The 21,281-nt window shown below is 38.1% G+C and carries 22 protein-coding genes, 1 pseudogene and 2 riboswitches; of the genes and pseudogenes, 6 read left to right on the top strand and 17 right to left on the bottom strand.

Annotation, left to right across the window (positions count from 1 at the left end; genetic code table 11):
* Positions 1-144: 144 nt before the first annotated feature.
* From TR08_RS03505 to TR08_RS32335, 8 genes are all read right to left on the bottom strand, one after another.
* The gene (locus TR08_RS03505) at positions 145-870 is read right to left on the bottom strand and encodes a sirohydrochlorin chelatase (RefSeq protein ID WP_045515767.1); all 726 of its coding nucleotides are present in this window, start codon (positions 868-870) and stop codon (positions 145-147) included.
* A 21-nt stretch (positions 871-891) separates the two neighbouring features.
* The gene (gene cobA / locus TR08_RS03500; RefSeq protein WP_045515766.1) at positions 892-1,668 is read right to left on the bottom strand and encodes a uroporphyrinogen-III C-methyltransferase; all 777 of its coding nucleotides are present in this window, start codon (positions 1,666-1,668) and stop codon (positions 892-894) included.
* 30 nt (positions 1,669-1,698) lie between these two features.
* Complete coding sequence (cysC, locus tag TR08_RS03495; protein WP_045515765.1) at positions 1,699-2,298, bottom strand: adenylyl-sulfate kinase; 600 nt, start codon at positions 2,296-2,298, stop codon at positions 1,699-1,701.
* A 13-nt stretch (positions 2,299-2,311) separates the two neighbouring features.
* Positions 2,312-3,481 carry a sulfate adenylyltransferase gene (sat, locus tag TR08_RS03490; RefSeq protein WP_045515763.1) on the bottom strand — a complete coding sequence of 390 codons (1,170 nt, stop codon included), beginning with the start codon at positions 3,479-3,481 and terminating at the stop codon, positions 2,312-2,314.
* A gap of 207 nt (positions 3,482-3,688) precedes the next feature.
* Positions 3,689-4,747, bottom strand: a complete 1,059-nt coding sequence (locus TR08_RS03485) for an inorganic phosphate transporter (RefSeq protein WP_045515762.1) — start codon at positions 4,745-4,747, stop codon at positions 3,689-3,691.
* A gap of 15 nt (positions 4,748-4,762) precedes the next feature.
* A complete protein-coding gene (locus TR08_RS03480) occupies positions 4,763-5,479 on the bottom strand; it encodes a phosphoadenylyl-sulfate reductase (protein WP_045515761.1) in 717 nt (238 codons plus the stop codon).
* A 69-nt stretch (positions 5,480-5,548) separates the two neighbouring features.
* Positions 5,549-5,650, bottom strand: a riboswitch (SAM riboswitch).
* Positions 5,651-5,799: 149 nt separating this feature from the next.
* Positions 5,800-6,846 carry an anthranilate phosphoribosyltransferase gene (locus TR08_RS03470; protein ID WP_045515757.1) on the bottom strand — a complete coding sequence of 349 codons (1,047 nt, stop codon included), beginning with the start codon at positions 6,844-6,846 and terminating at the stop codon, positions 5,800-5,802.
* Complete coding sequence (locus TR08_RS32335) at positions 6,830-7,000, bottom strand: hypothetical protein (protein WP_193747665.1); 171 nt, start codon at positions 6,998-7,000, stop codon at positions 6,830-6,832. The genes TR08_RS03470 and TR08_RS32335 overlap by 17 nt, the downstream gene beginning before the upstream one ends.
* A 287-nt stretch (positions 7,001-7,287) precedes the next feature.
* Here TR08_RS32335 and TR08_RS33810 point away from each other — a divergent pair, with 287 nt between their 5' ends.
* Positions 7,288-7,491, top strand: a complete 204-nt coding sequence (locus tag TR08_RS33810; RefSeq protein WP_152597326.1) for a DUF5957 family protein — start codon at positions 7,288-7,290, stop codon at positions 7,489-7,491.
* A gap of 19 nt (positions 7,492-7,510) precedes the next feature.
* On the opposite strand, the gene TR08_RS03465 is transcribed toward TR08_RS33810, so the two are convergent.
* Together TR08_RS03465 and TR08_RS03460 are read right to left on the bottom strand one after the other, a co-directional pair.
* Complete coding sequence (locus TR08_RS03465; RefSeq protein WP_045515755.1) at positions 7,511-8,065, bottom strand: competence protein ComK; 555 nt, start codon at positions 8,063-8,065, stop codon at positions 7,511-7,513.
* A 639-nt stretch (positions 8,066-8,704) separates the two neighbouring features.
* Positions 8,705-10,075 carry an MATE family efflux transporter gene (locus tag TR08_RS03460; RefSeq protein ID WP_045515754.1) on the bottom strand — a complete coding sequence of 457 codons (1,371 nt, stop codon included), beginning with the start codon at positions 10,073-10,075 and terminating at the stop codon, positions 8,705-8,707.
* Positions 10,076-10,273: 198 nt separating this feature from the next.
* Here TR08_RS03460 and TR08_RS03455 point away from each other — a divergent pair, with 198 nt between their 5' ends.
* Entirely contained in the window at positions 10,274-11,488 is a 1,215-nt protein-coding gene (locus TR08_RS03455; RefSeq protein ID WP_045515753.1) for an MFS transporter, read from the top strand.
* Positions 11,489-11,814: 326 nt separating this feature from the next.
* Here TR08_RS03455 and TR08_RS03450 read toward each other — a convergent pair whose 3' ends face one another.
* Positions 11,815-12,621, bottom strand: coding sequence for a histidinol-phosphatase (locus tag TR08_RS03450; RefSeq protein WP_045515897.1), 807 nt, complete (start codon positions 12,619-12,621; stop codon positions 11,815-11,817).
* 120 nt (positions 12,622-12,741) lie between these two features.
* On the bottom strand, positions 12,742-12,891 hold the full coding sequence (locus TR08_RS32330; RefSeq protein WP_193747664.1) for a hypothetical protein: 150 nt from the start codon (positions 12,889-12,891) through the stop codon (positions 12,742-12,744).
* A 147-nt stretch (positions 12,892-13,038) separates the two neighbouring features.
* On the opposite strand from TR08_RS32330, the gene TR08_RS03445 reads away from it, so the two are divergent.
* Complete coding sequence (locus TR08_RS03445) at positions 13,039-13,473, top strand: hypothetical protein (RefSeq protein WP_045515752.1); 435 nt, start codon at positions 13,039-13,041, stop codon at positions 13,471-13,473.
* A gap of 93 nt (positions 13,474-13,566) precedes the next feature.
* Here the strand turns inward: TR08_RS03445 and TR08_RS03440 are convergent, their stop codons facing one another.
* Entirely contained in the window at positions 13,567-15,393 is a 1,827-nt protein-coding gene (locus TR08_RS03440) for an APC family permease (RefSeq protein ID WP_045515751.1), read from the bottom strand.
* 125 nt (positions 15,394-15,518) lie between these two features.
* A riboswitch (cyclic di-AMP (ydaO/yuaA leader) is annotated at positions 15,519-15,660 on the bottom strand.
* A gap of 80 nt (positions 15,661-15,740) precedes the next feature.
* Between TR08_RS03440 and TR08_RS33530 the strand changes: the two genes are divergently transcribed.
* On the top strand, positions 15,741-15,869 hold the full coding sequence (locus tag TR08_RS33530; RefSeq protein ID WP_045515749.1) for a hypothetical protein: 129 nt from the start codon (positions 15,741-15,743) through the stop codon (positions 15,867-15,869).
* Between the two features lie 137 nt (positions 15,870-16,006).
* A complete protein-coding gene (locus TR08_RS03430; protein ID WP_045515747.1) occupies positions 16,007-17,326 on the top strand; it encodes a YheC/YheD family protein in 1,320 nt (439 codons plus the stop codon).
* 28 nt (positions 17,327-17,354) lie between these two features.
* Here TR08_RS03430 and TR08_RS03425 read toward each other — a convergent pair whose 3' ends face one another.
* Both TR08_RS03425 and TR08_RS03420 read right to left on the bottom strand, forming a co-directional pair.
* Positions 17,355-17,597: a glutaredoxin family protein gene (locus TR08_RS03425; protein WP_045515895.1), complete on the bottom strand. Its 243-nt coding sequence runs from the start codon at positions 17,595-17,597 to the stop codon at positions 17,355-17,357.
* Between the two features lie 24 nt (positions 17,598-17,621).
* Positions 17,622-18,083 (bottom strand): annotated as a pseudogene (locus tag TR08_RS03420) (metallophosphoesterase family protein); the annotation flags it as partial.
* Between the two features lie 258 nt (positions 18,084-18,341).
* Between TR08_RS03420 and TR08_RS03415 the strand changes: the two are divergent.
* Positions 18,342-18,899, top strand: coding sequence for an undecaprenyl-diphosphatase (locus TR08_RS03415; RefSeq protein ID WP_045515746.1), 558 nt, complete (start codon positions 18,342-18,344; stop codon positions 18,897-18,899).
* A 10-nt stretch (positions 18,900-18,909) separates the two neighbouring features.
* Here TR08_RS03415 and TR08_RS03410 read toward each other — a convergent pair whose 3' ends face one another.
* Together TR08_RS03410 and TR08_RS03405 are read right to left on the bottom strand one after the other, a co-directional pair.
* The gene (locus TR08_RS03410; RefSeq protein ID WP_081954330.1) at positions 18,910-19,692 is read right to left on the bottom strand and encodes an alpha/beta fold hydrolase; all 783 of its coding nucleotides are present in this window, start codon (positions 19,690-19,692) and stop codon (positions 18,910-18,912) included.
* A 199-nt stretch (positions 19,693-19,891) separates the two neighbouring features.
* Complete coding sequence (locus TR08_RS03405; RefSeq protein ID WP_081954329.1) at positions 19,892-21,229, bottom strand: YjiH family protein; 1,338 nt, start codon at positions 21,227-21,229, stop codon at positions 19,892-19,894.
* Positions 21,230-21,281: the final 52 nt, after the last annotated feature.

The following is a 21,281-nucleotide window of genomic DNA, read 5'->3' as shown; positions in this document are numbered from 1 at the left end:
GGAATATAAACTTATCATACAGTATTTTTTAGAGGCTGCTAGATATAAATTGGTCTTTTTCTTGACCCAGTTCTCTATTAAAATCTTTAAGTAACTTTTTTCTCTTTAAATATTTTAGTTAATCCCGCGCGACGAATTTTTAATCTACTCGCCTATGGCGCGTTCAATTACGATATCTTCAATCACCGTGTGGTTGCTTAATGGAAGGGTACAGAGGATCCTCTGACCTTCTTTTTGCCGCGATCGAACGGTTTTATTTAATTCTGCAAGAAGGAGACCGGAAAATAACATATAAGGAATGACGGTTACTCGACCTGCCGCTCCTTCCGATATTAGCTCCAATCCCTCACTCAGCTTCGGCTCAGTTGCAGCTAAATAGCAAACAGAAACCCTTTCAGCACCAAGCCGCTCCCCGATGCCTGCCGCAATCTTTCCAAAGTTTACGTGAACATCCGGGTCACTGCTACCCACACCGACGATTAATAACCTGTCTGCGGGGATGACTTCACCGGCAGAATCCCTAATTAACTCAGCAACCGCATCCAAGATGACCTCCTGTACTCCGAATGGATTCTTTATTTTTACCGGAATAGTAGGATATTTGGCAATCAAGGGTAACAAGGCTTCAGGAATATCCCGTTTTATGTGTCCCGCTGCCAATAGAAACAGTGGAACAACGTCTATTTCCGTTGCGCCTTGTTTTACACATGTTTCAAAGCCTTCTTCAATCAGCGGCTCTGTCAACTCAAGGAAACTGAGTTCCTGAATCGGTACATCAATTCGCGCCTTAACACGTTCGATAAAGGCTCTAATCTCGACCGCCCCTTTTTTTGAGCGAGTACCGTGGCCGATATAAAGAATTGCTTTCATACAATGTGCTCCCTTCTGCTGTTACCTGCTGGCTACTGGTATATTTGGTACAATCTCTTCTTGAAACCAATTCAATTTTTTGTTTAGTTTAACTACCTCCCCAATCACGATCATGCTTGGGTTGGTAATCTGCTCTCTTTCCACCACTTCTTCAATATTCTCAATCGTTCCAACCACTGTCCTCTGGTCGATTAATGTACCCCAATGGATCAGAGCAATCGGAGTCTGCGGCGATTTACCATTTACTATTAAGTGTTTGGTTATCGTCGAAAGATGAGATACTCCCATATAAACACAAATAGTATCTACACCCTTTGCCAAATGTGCCCACTGATGTTCCGCCTCGACATCACCAGCCTGATGTCCGGTAATAAATGCGAAGCTTTTACTCATGGTCCGATGGGTAACAGGTATTCCTGCATACGCAGAAGCGGCGATTCCAGCGGTAATGCCTGGAACAATTTCAAACGGCACGTTATGTTTAGCGCATTCCTCCGCTTCCTCACCACCGCGCCCGAAAACAAAAGGGTCTCCCCCTTTTAAGCGAACCACCTGATACCCTTTTTTGGCGTACTTCACCAAGAAATGATTAATGGTTTCCTGCTTCATTGTATGATAATGTGGAAGCTTGCCGCAATAGACAAGTTGCGCTCCCTTTTTCGCATTCTCCAAAAGTTCAGGATTTACCAGCCGATCATAGAGGATGACATCAGCTTGCTGCAGGCAGCGCAATCCTTTTACTGTAATTAATTCTGGATCTCCAGGACCCGCACCTACTAAATAAACCTTGCCAACCATCGATCAACCATCCTTTCTTATCGACTCATATTAAAGTATGTTCTTTTCTTGGAGGTAACTAAAAATTTGATTAACTGCTTCTTCCACGGTTAAAAGGTCTGAACGGACCGTAATTTCTGGAAATTCCGGTGCTTCATACGGGGAATCAATCCCAGTGAAATCCTTTATTTCCCCGCGGCGAGCCTTTGCATAAAGCTGCTTTGGATCACGCTTTTCACACTCATCAAGAGGACAGTCAACAAAAACTTCAATAAACTCTCCTTCTTCAAAAATTGCTCGGACCTGATCGCGATCGGAACGGAATGGAGAGATGAATGCTGTCGTTACAACTGCACCGCTATCTACAAACAATTTGGCAACCTCACCTATTCTTCTGATATTCTCTGTCCGGTCATGGTCTGAAAAACCGAGATCCTTGTTTAATCCGTGGCGGATATTATCACCATCTAGAACATATTCATTGATTCCCTGACGGTACAAAGCGCTTGAAACGGCATTTGCAATCGTCGATTTACCAGAACCAGAAAGACCTGTAAACCAAAGTACACAGCTTCCATGACCATTTTGAGCATGACGGTCGGATTTTGTAACAGTACTAGCATGCCATGTGATGTTCGTTGCTTTTGTCAAAAGTTTCTCCTCCTTAAACCGTCGTTTCTTCTTTCATTCCCTCAATCAGCACTTCGACAACCTCTTTACGGCTGAATGTGGATGGAGGAAGCTGTCCTGCACGTAGTAATTCTCTTACTTTTGTTCCAGATAGAATCACTCTGTCTTCGTTGCTATGTGGGCAAGTTTTATCAGAAGCCATTCCCTCACACTTATTGCAATAGAAGCTATGTTCAAAAAATAATGGTTTAATGCCAAGCTCCCCTTCAGGGAATTCACTGAAAATTAATTGAGCATCGTAAGTACCATAATAATTACCTACACCTGCGTGGTCGCGGCCAACAATGAAATGCGTGCAGCCGAAGTTTTTACGGGCAATCGCATGGAAAATCGCTTCTCTTGGTCCTGCATAACGCATTGCAGCTGGGTATACACCAAGCTGTACACGTTCTGCTGGGTAGTAATTTTCAAGGAGGACACGATAGCTTTTTAGGCGAACATCAGCTGGAATGTCATCAGACTTTGTTTCCCCAACAAGCGGGTTTACAAATAGTCCATCAACTGTTTCCAATGCTGCTTTTTGAATGTACTCATGGGCACGGTGAATTGGATTTCTTGTTTGGAAGCCTACAACTGTCTTCCAGCCTTTTTCTTCAAAAAGGGCACGTGTTTCTTTTGGTTCAAACCAAACATCGCTGAAAACACCTTTTTCTGGCTTTTTAACAAGTGTTACATCCCCAGCCACATAAACAGGTCCTCTTTCATAAAGACGTTTTACTCCTGGATGAGCTGTTTCAAGTGTTTTATACACCTCAACAGCTTCTTTGTCTAAATTCGGTTCATACCATTCTGAAACTGTAATAACCCCATAAACCTCTTTGTTAAAAACAAGCTTGATTTTCTCCCCTACTTCAAGAGTTGCTGCTGTTTCATAGGAAACAGGGAGCGTAACAGGAATAGACCAAATCGTATTGTCTGCAAGGCGCATGTTCTCTACTACATTTTCATAATCTGCTTTTCCAAGGAAACCAGTTAGCGGACTAAATAACCCAACACCGATTAACTCTAGGTCACTTAAGGCAATGGCGTCGATTTCAAGTTCTTTTACGATGGATGTTACATCATAGTTTGGATCAAATGCTTGGATTAGTTTACCTCCATGAGGTGTTGGTAAAAATGACAACAGAATCAAACCTTTCTTCATGAAATTTACGTTTTTTTATTAAAAAACTTCTTAATAGAGATTTATATCAGCGATAAACACTATTTAACTGCTAAACTAAATAGTTATTAGTCGGAAATACTATTTACCGGTGAAACTAAAATATTGTATCAGCGAAATTCAGCCCTTTTTTAGCGAAAAACCAATGTTATCGGCTAACCTCAACCGTTTATCAGCGAAACTAACAATCTACTTTTCCGCAGCTTCTGCAACTGCTTGATTCGACCTTTTCATCAAGGACATCACACCGAATACGGAAATCAAGACTCCTGCCATCGCGACGATTGGGTAGAAGTTATGTTCAATCAGCAATTGGATGAGTGTGTAGGAAAGCACCATCGATAAAACAGGTGACACGATCCACACGGTAAGCAGCCGAACAACGATATCCTTTTTTAAGACAGATTTGCCATGCTTGGTAAATCCAATTCCTATAATCGAAGAGGTCGTGATTTGTGTCAATGGTACAGGGATGCCGAATATCGAAGCTGCGGTAACAATGGCTGCTCCTGTTCCAGAGATGACACATCCTTCTTCCAAACGCAGAGTGGTAATTTTTTTCCCGTTTGTTTCAAGTACACGATGTCCTAACAAAATCGCCCCTAATGCTACAAATAACCCACCCCAAAAGATACCATCACCTGTTGAAAGGATATCTGCACCTACTAGTGGACCAACTGCATTGGCAACATTGTTCATCCCTGCTGAAAAGGCTTCAAACAGCCCCATTAATACGACAAGTACGGAAAGAAAAGGGACAGCTTTTGGCGCTTCCATCCAGCGTTTAAGTGTTTTATTTTTTAACAGATTAGCAGCAAGAATAGCAATTAAGAACGCCACAAAAGGTGTAAGCAGCCAGAAGATCATAATCCATGCTAGATTACTAACAAATACGGATTGGTACACGATTCCGGCCCCCACGACCGATCCAACGGCAACTTCACTAGTGGAGAGAGGAATCCCAAAAATATTGGCTAAGAATAACGATAGTGCAGCCGAAGCTAAAACAATAAGAGCGATGGATACGGTAAAGGTGCTATTAGGGACAATCCCGCTTCCAATTGTTTTGACCACTTCCCCGCCTCCAAGCCAGGCACCAAAGAATACTGCAATACCGCACAGGAACAAAGCCAGCCTTTTTTTAACAACTCCTGCTCCATAAGAAATCCCCATCGAAGCAGCCGCACCACTGGCACCAATATTGATTGCAAAAAATAATCCTATCGTAACTGCAAAAACTGTGAGCATTCAAAAAGCCCTCCTTTAGGATGTGTGAAGCCCACACTCCGTCTTGCCACTTCCCGCCCAGCGGCCTGCACGGGAATCACCATCCGCCGCAACAGGCTGTGTACAAGGAAAACAGCCGATACTTGGGTAATTTTGATCGTGTAAGGTATTATATGGGAGGTCTTTTTCCTTGATATAGGCCCAAACTTCGTCCCATGTCCAATGAATAAGCGGACAGATTTTAATATTCTCAAATTTATCATCCTTATTAAGGAATTGAGTGTTTGCTCTGGTTGGTGATTGTTCTCGGCGAAGACCTGAGATCCACGCTTGTTTAGCCGTCAGCGTTTCCCTTAATGGAATTACTTTGCGGATATTACAGCATTGGTTAGGCTCCCTCTTCCACAGCGCTGATCCATATTGTTCGCGCTGTTCATCTAAGGTTAGCTTTGGCAGTTTTCGCTCAATTTTCAGTGAGGGAAAACGATTTTCGATTTTGTTAATAACCTCATATGTTTCTGGAAAGTGCAAGCCTGTATCTAAGAAAACGATATGCGCGTCTGGCTTAACCTGCTGGATGAGGTCGATTAATACAATCGCTTCTGCACCAAAACTGGATGCATACACAATTTGATCTTCTGGATAAGAACTGTAAGCCCACTCCAATACCGATAGTGCACCCTTCGTTTTATCCTCGATCGAGAAAGTATCGGATATTTGACTCCAATTTTCATACGTAACCGGTGTAGTCATTACTTCAATCCTCCTTTGTTCATCAAAAAAGCCCTCCCAAAAAGGAAAGGCATCTCACGATTGTTTAACGCCTTATCTCCCAAAATGGAGATCATTATGCTGGAATTAGCACCTTGCACAGCAGGTTGCCGGGCTTCATTGGACCAGTCCCTCAGCCTCTCATGATAAGATATATGGTAATTGTTGAAATTAATCCTACCATACCTATAGGTTTTAAGTAAATAAGAAAAACAAAAATTTAGAAAAATAAAATTTGTCACCATTTAAGCCCCCAAAAACAGAAAGCGTCCTAGACGCATGTACCGTCCAGAACGCTTTTGTTAGGAAATAATATTCTCAGGCTGACTTGCTTTCCATTTTTCTAATTGGAGCATACCCCTTTGTTCCCTAAGTTGTTCTTTAGCAATTTCTATTCCTTCACCAATATCATTCACACTACCGAACAAGTGATAACGTATTCCGGTATTAAATAATACTTGATTGTAATAAGGCTGAAGTGATTTAGAATTCTCACCACTCAGAATCGCCTTCGTGATGTCTGACTGTTCTTTTGCTGATAGTTTGATATCTTTATCCAACTCTGGTATCAACAAACCATATTCCTCTGGTTTTACAATAAAAGATTCCATCTCATGGTCTGTTATTTTAAAAATAAAGCTATTGCGGTGAACAGGCAAATCCTCCGATCCTTCCATTCCTTGAACTACAAAAACATTTTTATAGGAAAGCCCTTTAAAAATAGGAGCGATTTTATTAATCGCGGTTCGATGATAAGCACCCAACATCAGTGATTCTGCATTTGCTAGGTTTAACAATTTCTCGACTGTATTAAAAAGAGTTCTTACACCAAGCTCCTTACGAATTTCACGCAGCTTCCCTAAGCTATTGCAAAATTCCTCGGTCGATGCGAAAGCAATTCCTGCTTCACCCATTGTTTTTGCCAGACCGTGAGCTGATTGAGAGACACTCACACCTAATTGTAAAAGAATCTCCTTTATCGCTGTTCCATATTTCGGTGGCAGCGAATCACTTCCATGTAAAAATACAGGCAACCCGTAATCAGCCATTAAAATTGCTGTTGGAATACTACCTGCAAAAGTCTTTCTTCCATTATAAGGACTGGCTAAATCAATAATAGGCTGATTGGACGATTCTAATTTTTTGCTCTCATCCTGAAAGGCATGCACAAACGCAAGCAGCTCCTCCGGTGATTCCGTTTTCATACGGAGTGCGATCAGATAGGCAGCTATTTGGGCATCTGTTGCCGTCCCACTAATAATAGATCGAGCGACCTCTTTTGTTTGTTCATAATCTAAGTCTTTTGACCCTCTTTTTCCTCTTGCTACTTCTTTAAGCCATTGTTGCATAACTTTCCACCTTCCCTCCTGCTTCTAGTAAACTAATTCTATCACGGAAGGTGACTACTTCTCCAACAATGATGATAGCAGGATTTTGAATTCCTTCTTTTTCAACCAGATCGACAATGGAGCTTAGTGTTCCTGTTACTGTTCGCTGTGCCATTGTTGTCCCATGCTGAATGATGGCAATAGGGGTATCTTCCTTTTTTTCAAATGGACCTCAAAATGAAGTCCCTCCTAACTTTTAATTTTTACTATTTTAGTAAATTTATTCCTTACCTAAGATTAGCTTAGATTTTCTTTTTACTAAGACCAAAGTCGTAGTCAAAGTTACATCCCGGGTTCATTATGTAGAGACTTTTTGATTGCTATACTTGTTAATATAGAAAACACACTACGAGCATGGGTAATAGCATTTAAACACATGCTGCCGGAAGGAATGGTTGGGGAATGAGAACAATACTAATGTTTATTACTGGTTTTGTACTTGGATTGCTTCTTACTGAAATGATTAACATATATGGCTTCCTGTTGTATGACCAGACCATTAGGCTAAAGTTTTTCCCGATATTATTGGGTATAGTGTTGTCTGTAATTGATCTGTTGCTAGGTCGTAAATCAAAACTTCCAAATTATAAAAGCAGCCTCCATTAAGGACGCTGCTCTCTTTGTATTATTTTTTCTCAAGGAAATAATTAATTTCTTTTGGTTTTTTTCTGATATAAAAGCCATTCTTTGGTTCTACATAGAAATTTAAGGGACAATTTAGATTATTGATAATGGTTTCTTGAAGTTGAATTGCTTTTTGACGCCTGTTGTTAAAGGCTCTTTCACTCATATCGATTAAGATGGTATGACCAAAGCTTGTTAAAACTTCTATCTGGTTAACCCCAACAGGGTTTGTTGATTTTACATGAATAAGCGAAAACCAAATACAGCAATGGCACTTCATTTTCATTGTTGGAAACAATAAAATGCCCATCTGTGGATTAACACTTATAGGGTGCATCCTCATTGGCGAAAGTAGGTATTTTGAACTAGGTCGAGCTCCAAGGAAATTAGAACCCAAATGTAATAAGGTTTCCTCGATTACTGTAGTTGGACTCTTTTTTACAAGGAAGGTTTCTTCCCCTTCGATCACTCTTGACCATAATTCTCCTGTAGCATTGTACTCACCTGTTACTAGGACTGTCTTTTCGTTAATAAGATGTCTATCTCTTAGATCCATAAATTTGTTAGCCTCTTTTCTAGTATTAGTGGTTGATTATTTTAAGAATAAGAGTATACTAACCATAAAGTTGATATACTCAACTTGCTTTTCCCTTGGGTTCAGTTCCTCAAAGATCATAACCCGAGGGTGATACTTTTTTCCCATACTTACACCTTTTATTTCCACAATATTCCTCCTCAAAAATAGTATATTTTACTAGATGATATAAAGTAAATCTGTTACCCAATAAATAATTTTTCGTTCTCTTCTTCATACTTTTCAATGATTGTTAACCATATTGACGGACGTTTATTTTGAACGTATAATGAATACTTTTTTATTTTCGACTAATCAATTTCTTTGAAAGACACTGTTCGACATTTATTTTTACCCCATAAATTCATCTATTCCCCTATTTATAGCCGATTTCGAGCTCATTTCAAAATAGTGTTTTACAGTGTTAACTGAAAATTCATATCTACACAAAAAATACATATTTACCTATTACTCTAATAAATTGAAAAATCTTACCCTATTCATAGAGTAAGATTTTTTATTTTTGTTTACATAATATATTTATGTGTTTTTTTCGCGGTGCCTGTCACCGCTCGTGGACACTGTCCACCTCAGGCGGACAGTGGATTGTCTTTTGTAAGATTATACTGCTTCTAATTTTTGTGTGTCTATGAATTTTCGTTTTTGGATGTAGATTAATCTCCATGATAAGGCGATTCCAGCCGCTAACAGTCCAGCAGTTAGTCCTAGCCAATAGCCTGTTGCTCCTAGTTTCGTGTAGTTTGCCAGCCCATATCCGACTGGAAGGCAGATGAACCAGTAAGCGATTAAGGTCATGATAAAGGCAAGATTCACATCTTTATAACCTCTTAATGCTGCCTGTGCGGTGACTTGAATGGCGTCACTAATTTGGAAGAACAGTGCAAAGATTAAGAAGTGAGCCGTTAAGTTGATGACCTCCGCTTCATTCGAGTAAAATCCTGCCACCTGATATCGGAGAAGAACCACAAACACTCCAGTAATGAGTGCAATCAGGATAGCTAGATAGATTCCCAGCCAGCTGTAGGTTTTCGCGTCCTTGTATCTTCGTGCTCCTACTTCATACCCAACTAGAACCGTTTGCGCCATCGAAATGCTAATCGGAATCATATAGAGGAAAGAAACAATATTCAACGCGGCTTGATAGGCCGCGATCGTTGTCACGTTAAATTTACTTAATAGAATGGTCACGACAGCAAACATACTCGTTTCAAAAAACGTTGATAATCCCATTGGTACACCAATTTTCAATATTTCCTTACACTCTGCCAATGAAAATTTTTTCAGATTCTCGAAAACGGAAAAGCTTGAAAAAGGATCCTGCGTTTTCACTATGAACAATGTCATTCCAGTTATCACCCATTCAGTGATGGAGGTGGCATATCCTGCACCTCCACCGCCTAGTTCCGGGAATCCCCAATGTCCAAAGATTAATACATAGTTCAAAAATAAATTGATGGGTAAAGACAAGAGCAGGATATACATCACTATCCTTGTTTTTCCTAATGCATAGATAAAAGACCTAAGCACGTTAAAAATAAATAGTGGAAGAATTCCATAGCTAAGACCAACCAAGTAGTCAAAAGCTGTTTCCTGTACATCACTCGGAAGATTCATTTTATCTAAAAGTGGATTTAAAAAGAAAATTCCAAGTATAATCACCACTAGCGTAATCATTAAGGAAAGATAAAGTCCATGGCGTACAACGGAAGCTACTTCCTTGCTCCTCTTTTCCCCAAAGCGCTGAGCTGCTATAGGTGAAACGGCAAGCAGTATTCCACTTATACCTGTAAATATCGGGTTCCAGATTGATGAACCAATGGCAACAGCTGCAAGGTCAGAAGAGCTATATTTTCCTGACATTATCGTGTTAAAAAACACCATCGAAAACATTCCGAGCTGCGTGATTAAAATAGGTATTAACATGACAAAAATTTGTTTTGTCTTTTCCTTCAACGTAAAAGTCTGATTCATATAAATTACTCCTAAAAAAATTGAAATGTAAAAGCCAAAGATTCATTATACTTGATTTTGGCTATATTTTCATGAAAAATTTTTAAATGTCAAAACTGATATTTTTTTCAGTAAATTTTTATAAGTTTTATATAGAAATTTCGGATACCGTTGTATAATAATATCGTTATTGATTAATAGGGAAACTGGTGAAGAATCGTGCGCACATATAATGAAAAGATAAGTATCTATCATGGAATGGTTTCTACCATTGCTATCAACCTTGCAGGGAACTTTTATCCCATCTTTGCTATCTCAATTCTTGGAGCGACCAATTATCAAGTTGGATTGATTAGTTCACTTCCCCCTTTAATTGCACTCCTCATGACAATTCCAGCTGCTATTCTATTAAATCGTTTGGAGACGCAGAAAAAAACAGTTGCCATGGCAGTTTTATGGACTCGACTATTATATTTGCTCCTAATAGGAGTTGTTTATTTCTCCTCTCCTTACCAAGCATGGGCATTCTTAATCATTATCGCTTTCATGAATGTACCCGCTACTATCGCTAACATAGGCTGGCAAACATTAATTAGCGGTTTAATTAAAGAGGAACAAAGGGGTGCTTTTTTTAGTGATCGTAACCGGCTATTAACCATTGCAGGAATGATTTCCACACTTATTATCGGGATTATCATGAAAAACCAAACAAGTAACGCAACCGCCTATCAGTGGCTATTTTTCGCAGCCTTACTTTTCGGCTTACTCGAAGTGTTTTTCTTAATGAAACATAAAGAAACAGTCCAACCCGTCACCAGTACAAAAAAATCGTCGATGGACTGGTCTATTTTTAAAGATCATGGTTACAAATGGTTCCTGATTGCGGCACTCTGTTTTAATTTCACCTGGCAGATGTCATGGGGAATATTCAATATTTATCATGTCAGAATCGCAGAAGCGACCATCCTTTGGATAAGTATCTTTTCAGTTGCATGTCAAATGGTTCAAATCTTTACTTTCCCTTTGTGGAAGAAATGGGCAGAGGAAAAATCTAATACCCTCATGCTGGTATGGGCTGCACTAGGGATGGCACTTGTTCCCTTTCTAACCATTCTGTCTACCAATCTATACTATTTAACTGGTGTCCAGGCGCTATCCGGATTTTTTATTTCCGGGGTTGTGCTATTATTGTTTAACCTTTTGTTGGAGCAATCACCCTCCAAAACGAGAACGTATTGCATCACAACCTATAATGTACTCCTATCATTTGTCGCCTTTATAGCCCCTCAGATTGGTATTTTGCTGTTAGAAGGTTTAGGCATACAAAAATCAATGGAGTTAAATTCCATTTTGAGGATAGGCAGTGCGTTTGTTTTTCTTCTCATGTATTCCCGTACTCGGAAATTCACGAAAACAATGTTATTAAAAAACTAGTAATTTTTTCTAGTAAATTGGCATTTCCTGTATGACTCACTTGATATACTAGTCATATGGAGGTGGTTTTATTGCCAAAAGAAAACTAGGAAACAGAGACTTTTCCAAGTACCAACAACAATAAAAACACAGTACGAGTAAAAAACAATATCAACTTAACCATAAACCTAGGAGATTCACTGAATTTACTAATACTTATCGGTGGTATCTACCTAATCAGAACATTATCCAAAAAACATAAACAAAAACGCAAACAAGAAAAAATGTAATGGAGTCTTCCCCATTACATTTTTTTGTGGCGACATTTTTGTGGTGCCTGTCACCATTTATACATTGACTGTATATCTCTTTCGCGCTTTAAAGTAAACCCATTCTTTGAATCCTATTTCTTTTAGGCGGGATTGGACGATTTCAAAATCGTCTCCTACTCGGTGTGGGTCATGGGCATCTGAGCCGAAGGTGACTTTTACTCCGTGATGGAGTGCCATCTCTAATATTTCATCAGCTGGATACCATCCACCCACGTATTTGGTTTTTCCAGAGGTGTTAATTTCGATGGCGATATCGCATTTTGCGATAACCTTTAAGGTGTGCTCGACTGCAGCGGTTTCAATCCTTGAAAAATCGGGATAGTATCCCTTCATCGCATCAATATGACCAAGAATTTGATACAATCCGCTGCGAGCGGATTGTTCAACCAATGAATAATAGTTTTCTTTCGTTCGTATCTTTTCTTTTGAACTAAGCCCTTCCCAGCGGTTCTTATTAAAAATACTTACTCCATCGACATGATGAACAGATCCTATAATATAATCGAATGGATATCGGTCAAAATACGGTCGATAGTTTTCTACCTGTTCAGGAAAGAAATCTGCCTCAATTCCTAGTAGGACATCAATTTTTCCAAAATACTCCTGTTTTAACTTCATGACTTCCTCTACATATCCAGGAAATTGGCTTGTCGCCATGGTTATATGAGGAAAGGGATGATCTTCTTTACTTGAGAAATAAGGGGTATGGTCAGATATGCCGATGATATTCAAACCTTTTCCTATCGCAGCTTCAATATAATCCCGAATACCACCCCTTGCATGCCCACATCGTTCATGATGTGTATGTAAATCAAATTTCACTTTTAAATTACTCATTAATTCATCACCTCTAGCCTCTATTTTACCATATTCAGGAACTCTCATTCTTTTCACTTTCTGTAATAAGTCTTTTTTAGTATCTAAATTGGATTTTCATGTTCATCAATTGAGGTATTGATTTTTTTCAAACCGTTCTTTTCCACGTTTTCCAAGCACTATTTGGTTAAATTCTGGGCCAGAATTCATGATAGCAAGTTGAATGTTTACATTCCATTCCGATAATGGTTCGGGTATAGATTCTAAATATAACATGGCAAGTCATCTCCTATTATATAAAAATTCAACTCCCTATTATCATTCAACTTTAATAACGAAAATTCCTTTTTACTTCCTCCTTGTCCAATCCAAAATACACACTATCTCATATATATAATTAATCATTATAGTGAGAGGTGTTTTATGGAAAGTTGTGATTGTCGTGCAAAAGTTTCCGCGACTGCCGTACCAGTTGAAACCTTAATAGATCGTTTTCCGTCTAACGGAATGATTACTGTAACTGCACGAATTTGTGATGTTAATTGTTCAGCCAAAAACAGTTTTATTTCCATTCTTTATGGTGACCATAAAAATCAAAACAATAGTTTTGTTTTTAAATCTTTGGTATCCAATTTACCGACCTTTGAACCTGTATCCGGAGGCGGTATTGGGATGATACTAACTGCGGTAGGAGAAGCCTCCGGAGTACACTTTCATGACAACGCCATTCTATCAAACATACACTTTCTCCATGGAACCATAATCGGGAATGCCATCTGCTCCATCTCATTAACCGCAAATGGTCGGACCTTTGAAGTACCCGGATGTATCATCAGTGATTCTGAAAATCAAAATTGAACAGGGTGACAGGCACCATTAAAGTACAAATGTCCGTCTCCAATGGACAGTAAAAAAGCTCATTTTGCACATGTGGCAAGATGAGCTTTTTTGTTATTTTTTTAGATGGTATGGCACTGTTGTGATTATTACGTTTCTCCGATAGAGCAAGTATGTTTTGATTAGTAAGCTTGATTGGTTGTGCAGGATATTGTGCCAGCCTTTTTTTGGTATGAATTGTGGAATGATGACTGTGACACGGTAGTTGGCTTCACTGGCTTTATGCTGTACCGTATCAACAAATTTAGTCAATGGCTGAATGATACTCCTGTAATGGGAGTGCAGGGTTACGAGCCTTATATCCGGCTGCCAATTATTCCATTTTTCTTCAAATTTCTTCTCATCATCTCGTTCAAAGGAAACATAGACGGCGAGTACTTGATCTGCTCCAAGGGATTTGGCATAATTAAGTGAATTTTCTACCACTTGTGTAATCCCTGCAACAGGAACAATAATAACGTTCCCTTCGATTGGTACCGCTGGCTCATTGGCAATGATTCTAAGTTGTTCCCCCACAGCCTCGTAATGCTTTCTAATTCGGTAAAAGACTAAAACAATAGCAGGTAAAAATACTAATACAGACCAAACCTGGGCGAACTTGGTTAAAAAGAACATGATTGTTACGATAAAGCAGATCACAGCACCAAGGGTATTAATGACGAGCTTAGGTTTCCAGCCCTGAGGCTTTTCACGAATCCATTTTAACATCATCCCTGTTTGGGACAAGGTAAACGGAATAAATACTCCAACTGCATACAGAGGAATTAAGTGCTCCGTTTGCCCTTTGAAAAATATGATCAAGAGAATTGAAGCTAAGCCTAGAACGATAATTCCATTCGAATACCCTAATCGATCACCTCTTATTTTGAACATTCTCGGGATAAACTTATCATTAGCAAGATTTACTGCCAGCAAAGGAAAAGCTGTATATCCCGTGTTAGCAGCAAGAATTAATATTAAAGCAGTAGTGCCTTGAATAAAGAAATACATAAAGTTTCGTCCGAATGTTTGCTCCGCAATTTGTGAAACGACTGTAACCTTTTCATTTGGTGTAATTCCATAATAATAGGCTAAAAATACAATTCCAGTAAACAACACCGCAAGTAATCCTCCCATTGCTACTAAGGTTTTTGCAGCATTATTTGGGGCTGGATCTTTAAAGTTCGGAATCGCATTCGAAATCGCCTCAACTCCGGTAAGTGCTGAACTACCTGAAGCGAACGCCCTTAAAAGAAGAAATAATGAAATCCCAGCAATAGGTGTACCAACCGGCGTATGCAATTCTGCTGGTACCTGGCCTGTTATAATATTAAACATCCCTACGCCAATCATAATGAATAAAGTAAGGACGAATAAATATACAGGATATGCTAAAATAGAAGCAGACTCCGTTACTCCTCTTAAGTTTAAAGTTGTAATAAATAAGACAAAAATAATCGCAATACCCACATTATAGTCATGTAGGGCTGGAAAGGCTGAGGTTATAGCGTCTGTTCCGGCTGAAACACTAACCGCTACCGTTAAAATATAATCAACCAGTAAAGAACCACCCGATATAAGCCCATAATTCACACCCAAATTTTCCTTTGATACTACATACGCTCCTCCACCATGCGGGTAAGCATAAATAATTTGTCGATAGGATAATATTAAGGCTAATAATAAAATTAATACACCGATTGCAATCGGTATGGAATACCAAAATGCCGTAGCACTAATTGTCACCAGCACAATTAGGATTTGTTCCGGTCCATATGCGACCGAAGATAACGCGTCAGACGAAAGGATTGCTAACGCTTTTGTTTTATTGAGCTTTTGCTCCCCTAATTCCGTTGATTTTAAAGGTCTACCGATTAAAAATCTTTTGACTGAAGAAACCATATCTGCACCACCGAGTTTTCTATAAAAGTAATTTTTCTTAATTTGCCTAAAAAAGCACAAAAAAATGTCTGCAAGTCAAAGTAAATAGACCTGCAGACATTAATAACCTGTCTCACAAGCTCCACCTTCCTTCTCATTAACGCTTACGAGGTTAGCTGTCGGATTCGGGCCATTGAGTAGCCCTACCTTTTAAAGGATTCACCCCTTGGATATACTATCCATATGAATGGGTCCCCCGCACCAATTTGGTCTCAGCGATTTAGAAATATGAAACTGTGATTATCATACTCCTGTGTTTATCAAAAGTAAATTAAAATTTTTCAAAAAAAATAAGATTGGAGAACCATATGTCAAAAAAGAAAAAGCCTCTGTTAACAGATGAATTTCTAGATGAACTAGCTAACGAAATCAATCAATTATACGGTACCCCTGATGAACAAAATGATGAAAAAAAGAATGAAGAAAAAGAAAATTGAACCTTACCTTACCTTCCCTATTTCACTATAACAATAGTACACTTGTCCAATTTATAAGAATCTCCCCCATTTTTAAGACAATCTGATTATTGGTACATATAATAACGTATCCAGTATTAATGGTTGGGGGAATATAAATGGAAAATGTTATTCTGCTATCAAGAAACACCTCTAACAGAGGGATATTGACGCTTCATCCCAAATTAGCAGAATCAATGGGAATTACTCAAATTACTGCTAGAAAAATCAGGTTTGGAGCAAAAACCTATCAATCAATTGTAGACATTTCTGATGAGCTGCCAATGAATGGGGCAAGCCTATCTGAAGATATTTTGGACATGCTGAATATACCTCAGCATTGCAGCCTTGAAATCAAGCAGAATGGCAACGAATTACAAATCGGACCCTTTATTGGTTTATTAGCAGGATATTATCAAAGTTCGATTAAGAAATATCTCGATCATCTACTCGATTATATCTTTCTTTATCGTGAAATTAATGGTGCCATCCTTGTCTTTTCTCTTGACCATGTTGATAAAATCAACTATACAGTAAAAGGATATCTTTATAATCCGCGAACAAAACAATGGGAAGAAGGAACCTACCCATATCCAGCCTCTATTTTTGTGATGACATCTTCCGTAAGCACTGCATGGATTAAACATTTCAAATCGATTATTGGGGATGTCGTTTTTAATGATTTCTTTCTCAATAGATCGAGCATTCACAAGAAATTAGCAAGTTCCATCGGGGTAAAATGTTATCTGCCCGATACAAATCTTTATGGTTCTCCTCAAGATCTATACTACTTTTTAAAGAAATTCCCTAATTTAACGGTTAAACCACTAAACAGCGCCAATCGGCAAGCATATAGGGTATTACTAAAAGACGCTAACTCTCTCGGAATGACAAATCTAAGAAATATGGAAACCAAGAATTTTAATATTAATAATCGGGATCAAGCCTATTCTATCTTTAGTAAATATTTTAAAGAGGGAGAATACATCATCCAGGAATCTATTGATGTAACCGGTTATCGTACCATCACCATAAGGATTATTACGGTCAAAGACCATTCAGGTCAATGGAAGGTAATGGGCTCTTTTACCAGAGGCGATCAATCTGAAAAGAATGATGGCAAATTACTGCCATTGGTCAAATTTGAAAAAGAAATGGTAAAAAATTTCTTGCAGCAAAGTGATTTGCATGCCTCCTTGACCTATGAGGAATTGCACCATATTGCTATTGATACGGTTAAGGAAATAGAAAGTATGGGTGTACATTTTGCAAATACTGCTGTAGATATTACTATTGGAGAATTAGGTGATATCTGGATTTCAGAAATCGACCATTGCAATCCATCACACGAAATTGCTTTAGTAGCTGGATATCCGGAGATTTACTATGAGATTCTAAAAACTAATATGCTTTATGCGAAAAAGCTAGCAGGTTTTTAAAAATAACAAAAGAGCTGACTAAAAAAAATCAGCTCTTTTTTGCTATTTCCATTATTTCCATTAGTTCATTTGTAAAACCTTTTACTACTTTATTTCCTAACACGGTAACCGGAACACCTAGAAAGCCGTACTTCTCCACTTCTTGTTGATAGTCAGCGTTTGTTGAAATATCCCTCACCTCAAAAGAAATACCTTCCTCAGTAAGGACTTTTTTTACCATTGTGCACTCTATACAGTCATTTGTGGTATAGACGATTACTTCTTTTGCCATTGTTTTCTCACCTTCCAATCTTTTCTACTCTTCATTAAAAAATATATGTTCTGCTATTATTTTATCACTTAAGGTGATCACCCCAAAAGAAAACAACTTCTGTCTTCTTTTGTCTGTTGGCGAACCTGTGTTGAAAATTAATATGTCCCCTTCAAACCTCTTTACAGGTATATGAGAATGTCCAAAGATAATGCAGTCTACTTTCTCCCCTTCAAATGCTGCGATGGCACGTTTTTCAGTTGTTTTTCCCTTTCCATGTCCATGGGTAATACCAATCGTAAAACCACCCACTTCTACAATTTTCTTTGAAGGTAATAATCCGATTATTTCCTCATCATCCACATTTCCATAGACACCTTCCACTCTTGCATACGTCTGCAACTCATGATAGACATCAATGGTTAGCCAATCACCTGCATGGAAAATGATTTCGACATTTTTCAATTCTTCTAATAATCTAGTCGGCAAGCCCTTTTTTCTTTTTGTAAGATGTGTATCTTAAAGTACGACAATTTTCATACTTATTCCTCTCTATTTTCGAAAAAACACTCTATTCTGCCTGATTAACAATGTTCCCATCTTTATTACGACAACAATATTTGACATCATAACTCAGGAAATGTCTGTTCTTGCGCTTTCCCAAGAAATACAAAATAATTTCCCGAATTTTCAAAAAGAAACCGCTTACATATTTAATTGTATTATGGAAAAAATATTGTCAGCACAATTTAAGGAGGCATTATCATGGACGACAAAATATTTAGAGCATTAAATCAATTCACTGGAAAGTATCGTTCTGTTGATATTTTTATGATCATGGTTTCTAAAAAACTCCGATATGTATTTGTGTTTTTGTTGGTAATTATGTGGCTTCAAGATAATTTTTATAAAAGAATCACATCACTTGCTGGAATTTCTGCCATTATAACATTACTGATCACAAGTTTGATTAAATTGATTTACTTCAAACCTCGTCCATTTTCAAAGAAAAGGGTAAATCTATTAGCACCAGTGCCTTCAAAAAAAGATTCTACCTTTCCTAGTAAACACACGACTATAGCTTTTTCAGTTGCCATTTCAGTCCTTCTTTACAAGCGCATATTAGGTTACATCTTGTCCGTATTAGCGTTCTTATCAGGTATATCTCGTATTTGGATGGGACAGCATTATCCCTCTGATATTTTAGGCAGCGCATTGATAGGCAGTATAGTTGCTATATGTGTTAACTTTACTTCCCGCATTTGGGAACCCTTTATTACACGCGTAATCCATACCTACAATCGTTTCATTTCCTTAAGATAAATTTAGTTTCTTAGCTTTTTTTCTCGTTAGGTAGTTGAACAAAATCGATAATCAATTGGTTTAATTCTCCCGCTGCCTTTGTAGGTATCTGATGTTTTTCTTTAGAAAGGAACTTTAATTCATTACATGGCAATTTTTCTCTTAATAAATTGGCATAGCGATGAAATGATTTATCTTTCTTACCATAGACCAATAATATTGGAAGTACAATATTTTCTAGCTGACTCGTACAATTAAATTTCAAACAATATTGGTAATATTGTTTAATATTTTGGGCATTACCTTTAACTGCTTCATTGTACAATCTTCTAAACGTCTCTTTTGTATCGGAATTTCCCCTTGTAATAGCATGTGCCAGAAAAGAAAGTGTCCTAGGATTTGCAAGTTTAATGGCTAAAGAAATCCTTTTCTTCATATAAAAATCACTCACTTCCGACATTCCACTAACTAAAATGCTACCAAAGGCTCTGTCGGAATAAGTCAGTATAAATTCTAAGGCAATAGAAGCTCCTGTCGAATATCCGCATAAGTAAGCTCTTTCTATCCCTAAATGATCTAATAAATGTTTAATATCTTCAACAATTAATGGATACGTAATCGGTTTAGTTGAATACTGGCTTCTTCCATGCCCTCTTATATCAAAAGAAATCACTTTAAAATCATGAGATAGTTCATCCATTTGATATCTAAAATTTTCACTCGTCAATAGCGGTGGATGGATAAAAACAATCGGTGTGCCATCACCCTTAACGGAAAAATATAAGCTTCCACCATCATGCTCCAACATCGACACTAGAATCACTCCAAGACAAAAAATTTCCTTAAAATAGTAGTATACTCATAGCACCCCAAAATCCATTCTTCGACAATAAAAAACATCCTCCTGAGGTGGACATTTGTATTTTAGTGGAGCCTGTCACCAAATAATAAGTGCATTTTTATTAAACTTTCAAAAAAAACTGTTCCCCCGATATAAAGGAACAGTTTTTCTATTATAGAATTAAGAAAGCAATAGGTGCTGTAAGGAGAATGGTGAATACTACCCTTTCGAACCAAATGACGACGAGTTTTCCAATAGTAAGGGGAATTTCTGTCGATAAAATACACGGTACTACAGCTGAGAAAAAGATAATCGATGATACTGAAACAACAGCGATAACAAACTTGGTAACAATAGCAGCCTTGGTAACTAACAGAGCTGGCAAGAACATTTCTGCAATTGAGACCGCGCTTGCTTTTGCTGCCAGCATTGGTTCAGGAAGTTGCACGAGAGCTGTGAATGGATAGAAAATATACCCCAACCAATCAAATACTGGGGTAAACTCTGCTAATATTAGCCCAAGTAAACCAACTGACATGATAGATGGCAATATACCCATTGTCATAATAAAGCCATCTTTAAGGTTGTCCCAGATATTTTTACCTAAGCTTGAAGATTGATCAGCCGTGATCATCGCTTCTTTCCATGCTGTTTTAACACGGTCTTTTTTGATAATATTCTCTTCGTCACCCTTCATGCCCTGATAATAAGAATCACTCATTTTATTTAGCGGCCAGATTCTAACTGTAATAGCGGTAACGATGAAAGTTACAACAAAGGTAACCCAAAAATAAGCGTTCCATACTTCCATTAGATTCAATGTCTTCGCGACAACGATCATAAAGGTTGCCGAAACAGTTGAAAAACCCGTTGCAATAATTGCTGCTTCTTTTATTGTATATTTACCTTCTTTAAAAACACGGTTGGTAATTAAAAGACCAATGGAGTAGCTGCCTACAAAGGAGGCTACAGCATCAATTGCTGATCTTCCCGGTGTTTTCCAAATCGGCCTCATCACCGGTTGCATGAATATTCCGATAAATTCAAGCAAACCATATCCTACTAATAGAGCGAGAAAAACAGAGCCAATTGGGACTAACAGTCCAACAGAAATCACAAGTTTGTTAAAAAGGAATGGAGCCATATTAGGATCAAAAAACCATTTCGGACCAAAATTAAACACAAGCATAATTGCAGCAACAAGTCCAAAAATTTTCAGAATTGAAAACACTGTGGTCACAACATCTTTATTCCAGGACTTCGTCACAAAAGGGTATACCGCCCCTAATAGAATGACCAGTAATGCATAATAGGGTAAAACACCTGGTACCGCAAGTTGAATATATGATACAAAATGATCCAGCATAATTGAAGACTTGCCATTTAAATTAACAGGAACAAAAAATACAAAAATACCAATCGCACTAAAAATAAAGAATTTCATTACATTCAACATATGACTATTCTGCAATTCTGGATGCTGTACCTGTTGTAATGATTGATTTTCCATACCCAATCCCCCTTGTTCAAATTAATTCCCTTAATTCATTTTCTCTTACAAC

The organism is Neobacillus niacini (assembly GCF_000759675.1).
GTDB lineage: Bacteria > Bacillota > Bacilli > Bacillales > Cytobacillaceae > Neobacillus > Neobacillus niacini_A.
This window is presented reverse-complemented; position numbering and strand designations above follow the sequence as displayed.

Excerpts from the sequence above, each read along its gene's own strand:
- TR08_RS03460 (WP_045515754.1), bottom strand. The coding sequence starts at position 10,075 with ATGAATCAGACTTTTACGTTGAAGGAAAAGACAAAACAAATTTTTGTC.
- TR08_RS03485 (WP_045515762.1), bottom strand. The coding sequence starts at position 4,747 with ATGCTCACAGTTTTTGCAGTTACGATAGGATTATTTTTTGCAATCAAT.
- TR08_RS03470 (WP_045515757.1), bottom strand. The coding sequence starts at position 6,846 with ATGCAACAATGGCTTAAAGAAGTAGCAAGAGGAAAAAGAGGGTCAAAA.
- TR08_RS32335 (WP_193747665.1), bottom strand. The coding sequence starts at position 7,000 with ATGGCACAGCGAACAGTAACAGGAACACTAAGCTCCATTGTCGATCTG.
- TR08_RS03480 (WP_045515761.1), bottom strand. The coding sequence starts at position 5,479 with ATGACTACACCGGTTACGTATGAAAATTGGAGTCAAATATCCGATACT.
- TR08_RS33810 (WP_152597326.1), top strand. The coding sequence starts at position 7,288 with ATGAGAACAATACTAATGTTTATTACTGGTTTTGTACTTGGATTGCTT.
- TR08_RS03430 (WP_045515747.1), top strand. The coding sequence starts at position 16,007 with ATGGAAAATGTTATTCTGCTATCAAGAAACACCTCTAACAGAGGGATA.
- sat (WP_045515763.1), bottom strand. The coding sequence starts at position 3,481 with ATGAAGAAAGGTTTGATTCTGTTGTCATTTTTACCAACACCTCATGGA.
- TR08_RS03415 (WP_045515746.1), top strand. The coding sequence starts at position 18,342 with ATGGACGACAAAATATTTAGAGCATTAAATCAATTCACTGGAAAGTAT.
- cobA (WP_045515766.1), bottom strand. The coding sequence starts at position 1,668 with ATGGTTGGCAAGGTTTATTTAGTAGGTGCGGGTCCTGGAGATCCAGAA.
- TR08_RS03465 (WP_045515755.1), bottom strand. The coding sequence starts at position 8,065 with ATGGATCTAAGAGATAGACATCTTATTAACGAAAAGACAGTCCTAGTA.
- TR08_RS03405 (WP_081954329.1), bottom strand. The coding sequence starts at position 21,229 with ATGGAAAATCAATCATTACAACAGGTACAGCATCCAGAATTGCAGAAT.
- TR08_RS03505 (WP_045515767.1), bottom strand. The coding sequence starts at position 870 with ATGAAAGCAATTCTTTATATCGGCCACGGTACTCGCTCAAAAAAAGGG.
- TR08_RS03445 (WP_045515752.1), top strand. The coding sequence starts at position 13,039 with ATGGAAAGTTGTGATTGTCGTGCAAAAGTTTCCGCGACTGCCGTACCA.
- TR08_RS32330 (WP_193747664.1), bottom strand. The coding sequence starts at position 12,891 with ATGTTATATTTAGAATCTATACCCGAACCATTATCGGAATGGAATGTA.
- TR08_RS03440 (WP_045515751.1), bottom strand. The coding sequence starts at position 15,393 with ATGGTTTCTTCAGTCAAAAGATTTTTAATCGGTAGACCTTTAAAATCA.
- TR08_RS33530 (WP_045515749.1), top strand. The coding sequence starts at position 15,741 with ATGTCAAAAAAGAAAAAGCCTCTGTTAACAGATGAATTTCTAGATGAA.
- TR08_RS03425 (WP_045515895.1), bottom strand. The coding sequence starts at position 17,597 with ATGGCAAAAGAAGTAATCGTCTATACCACAAATGACTGTATAGAGTGC.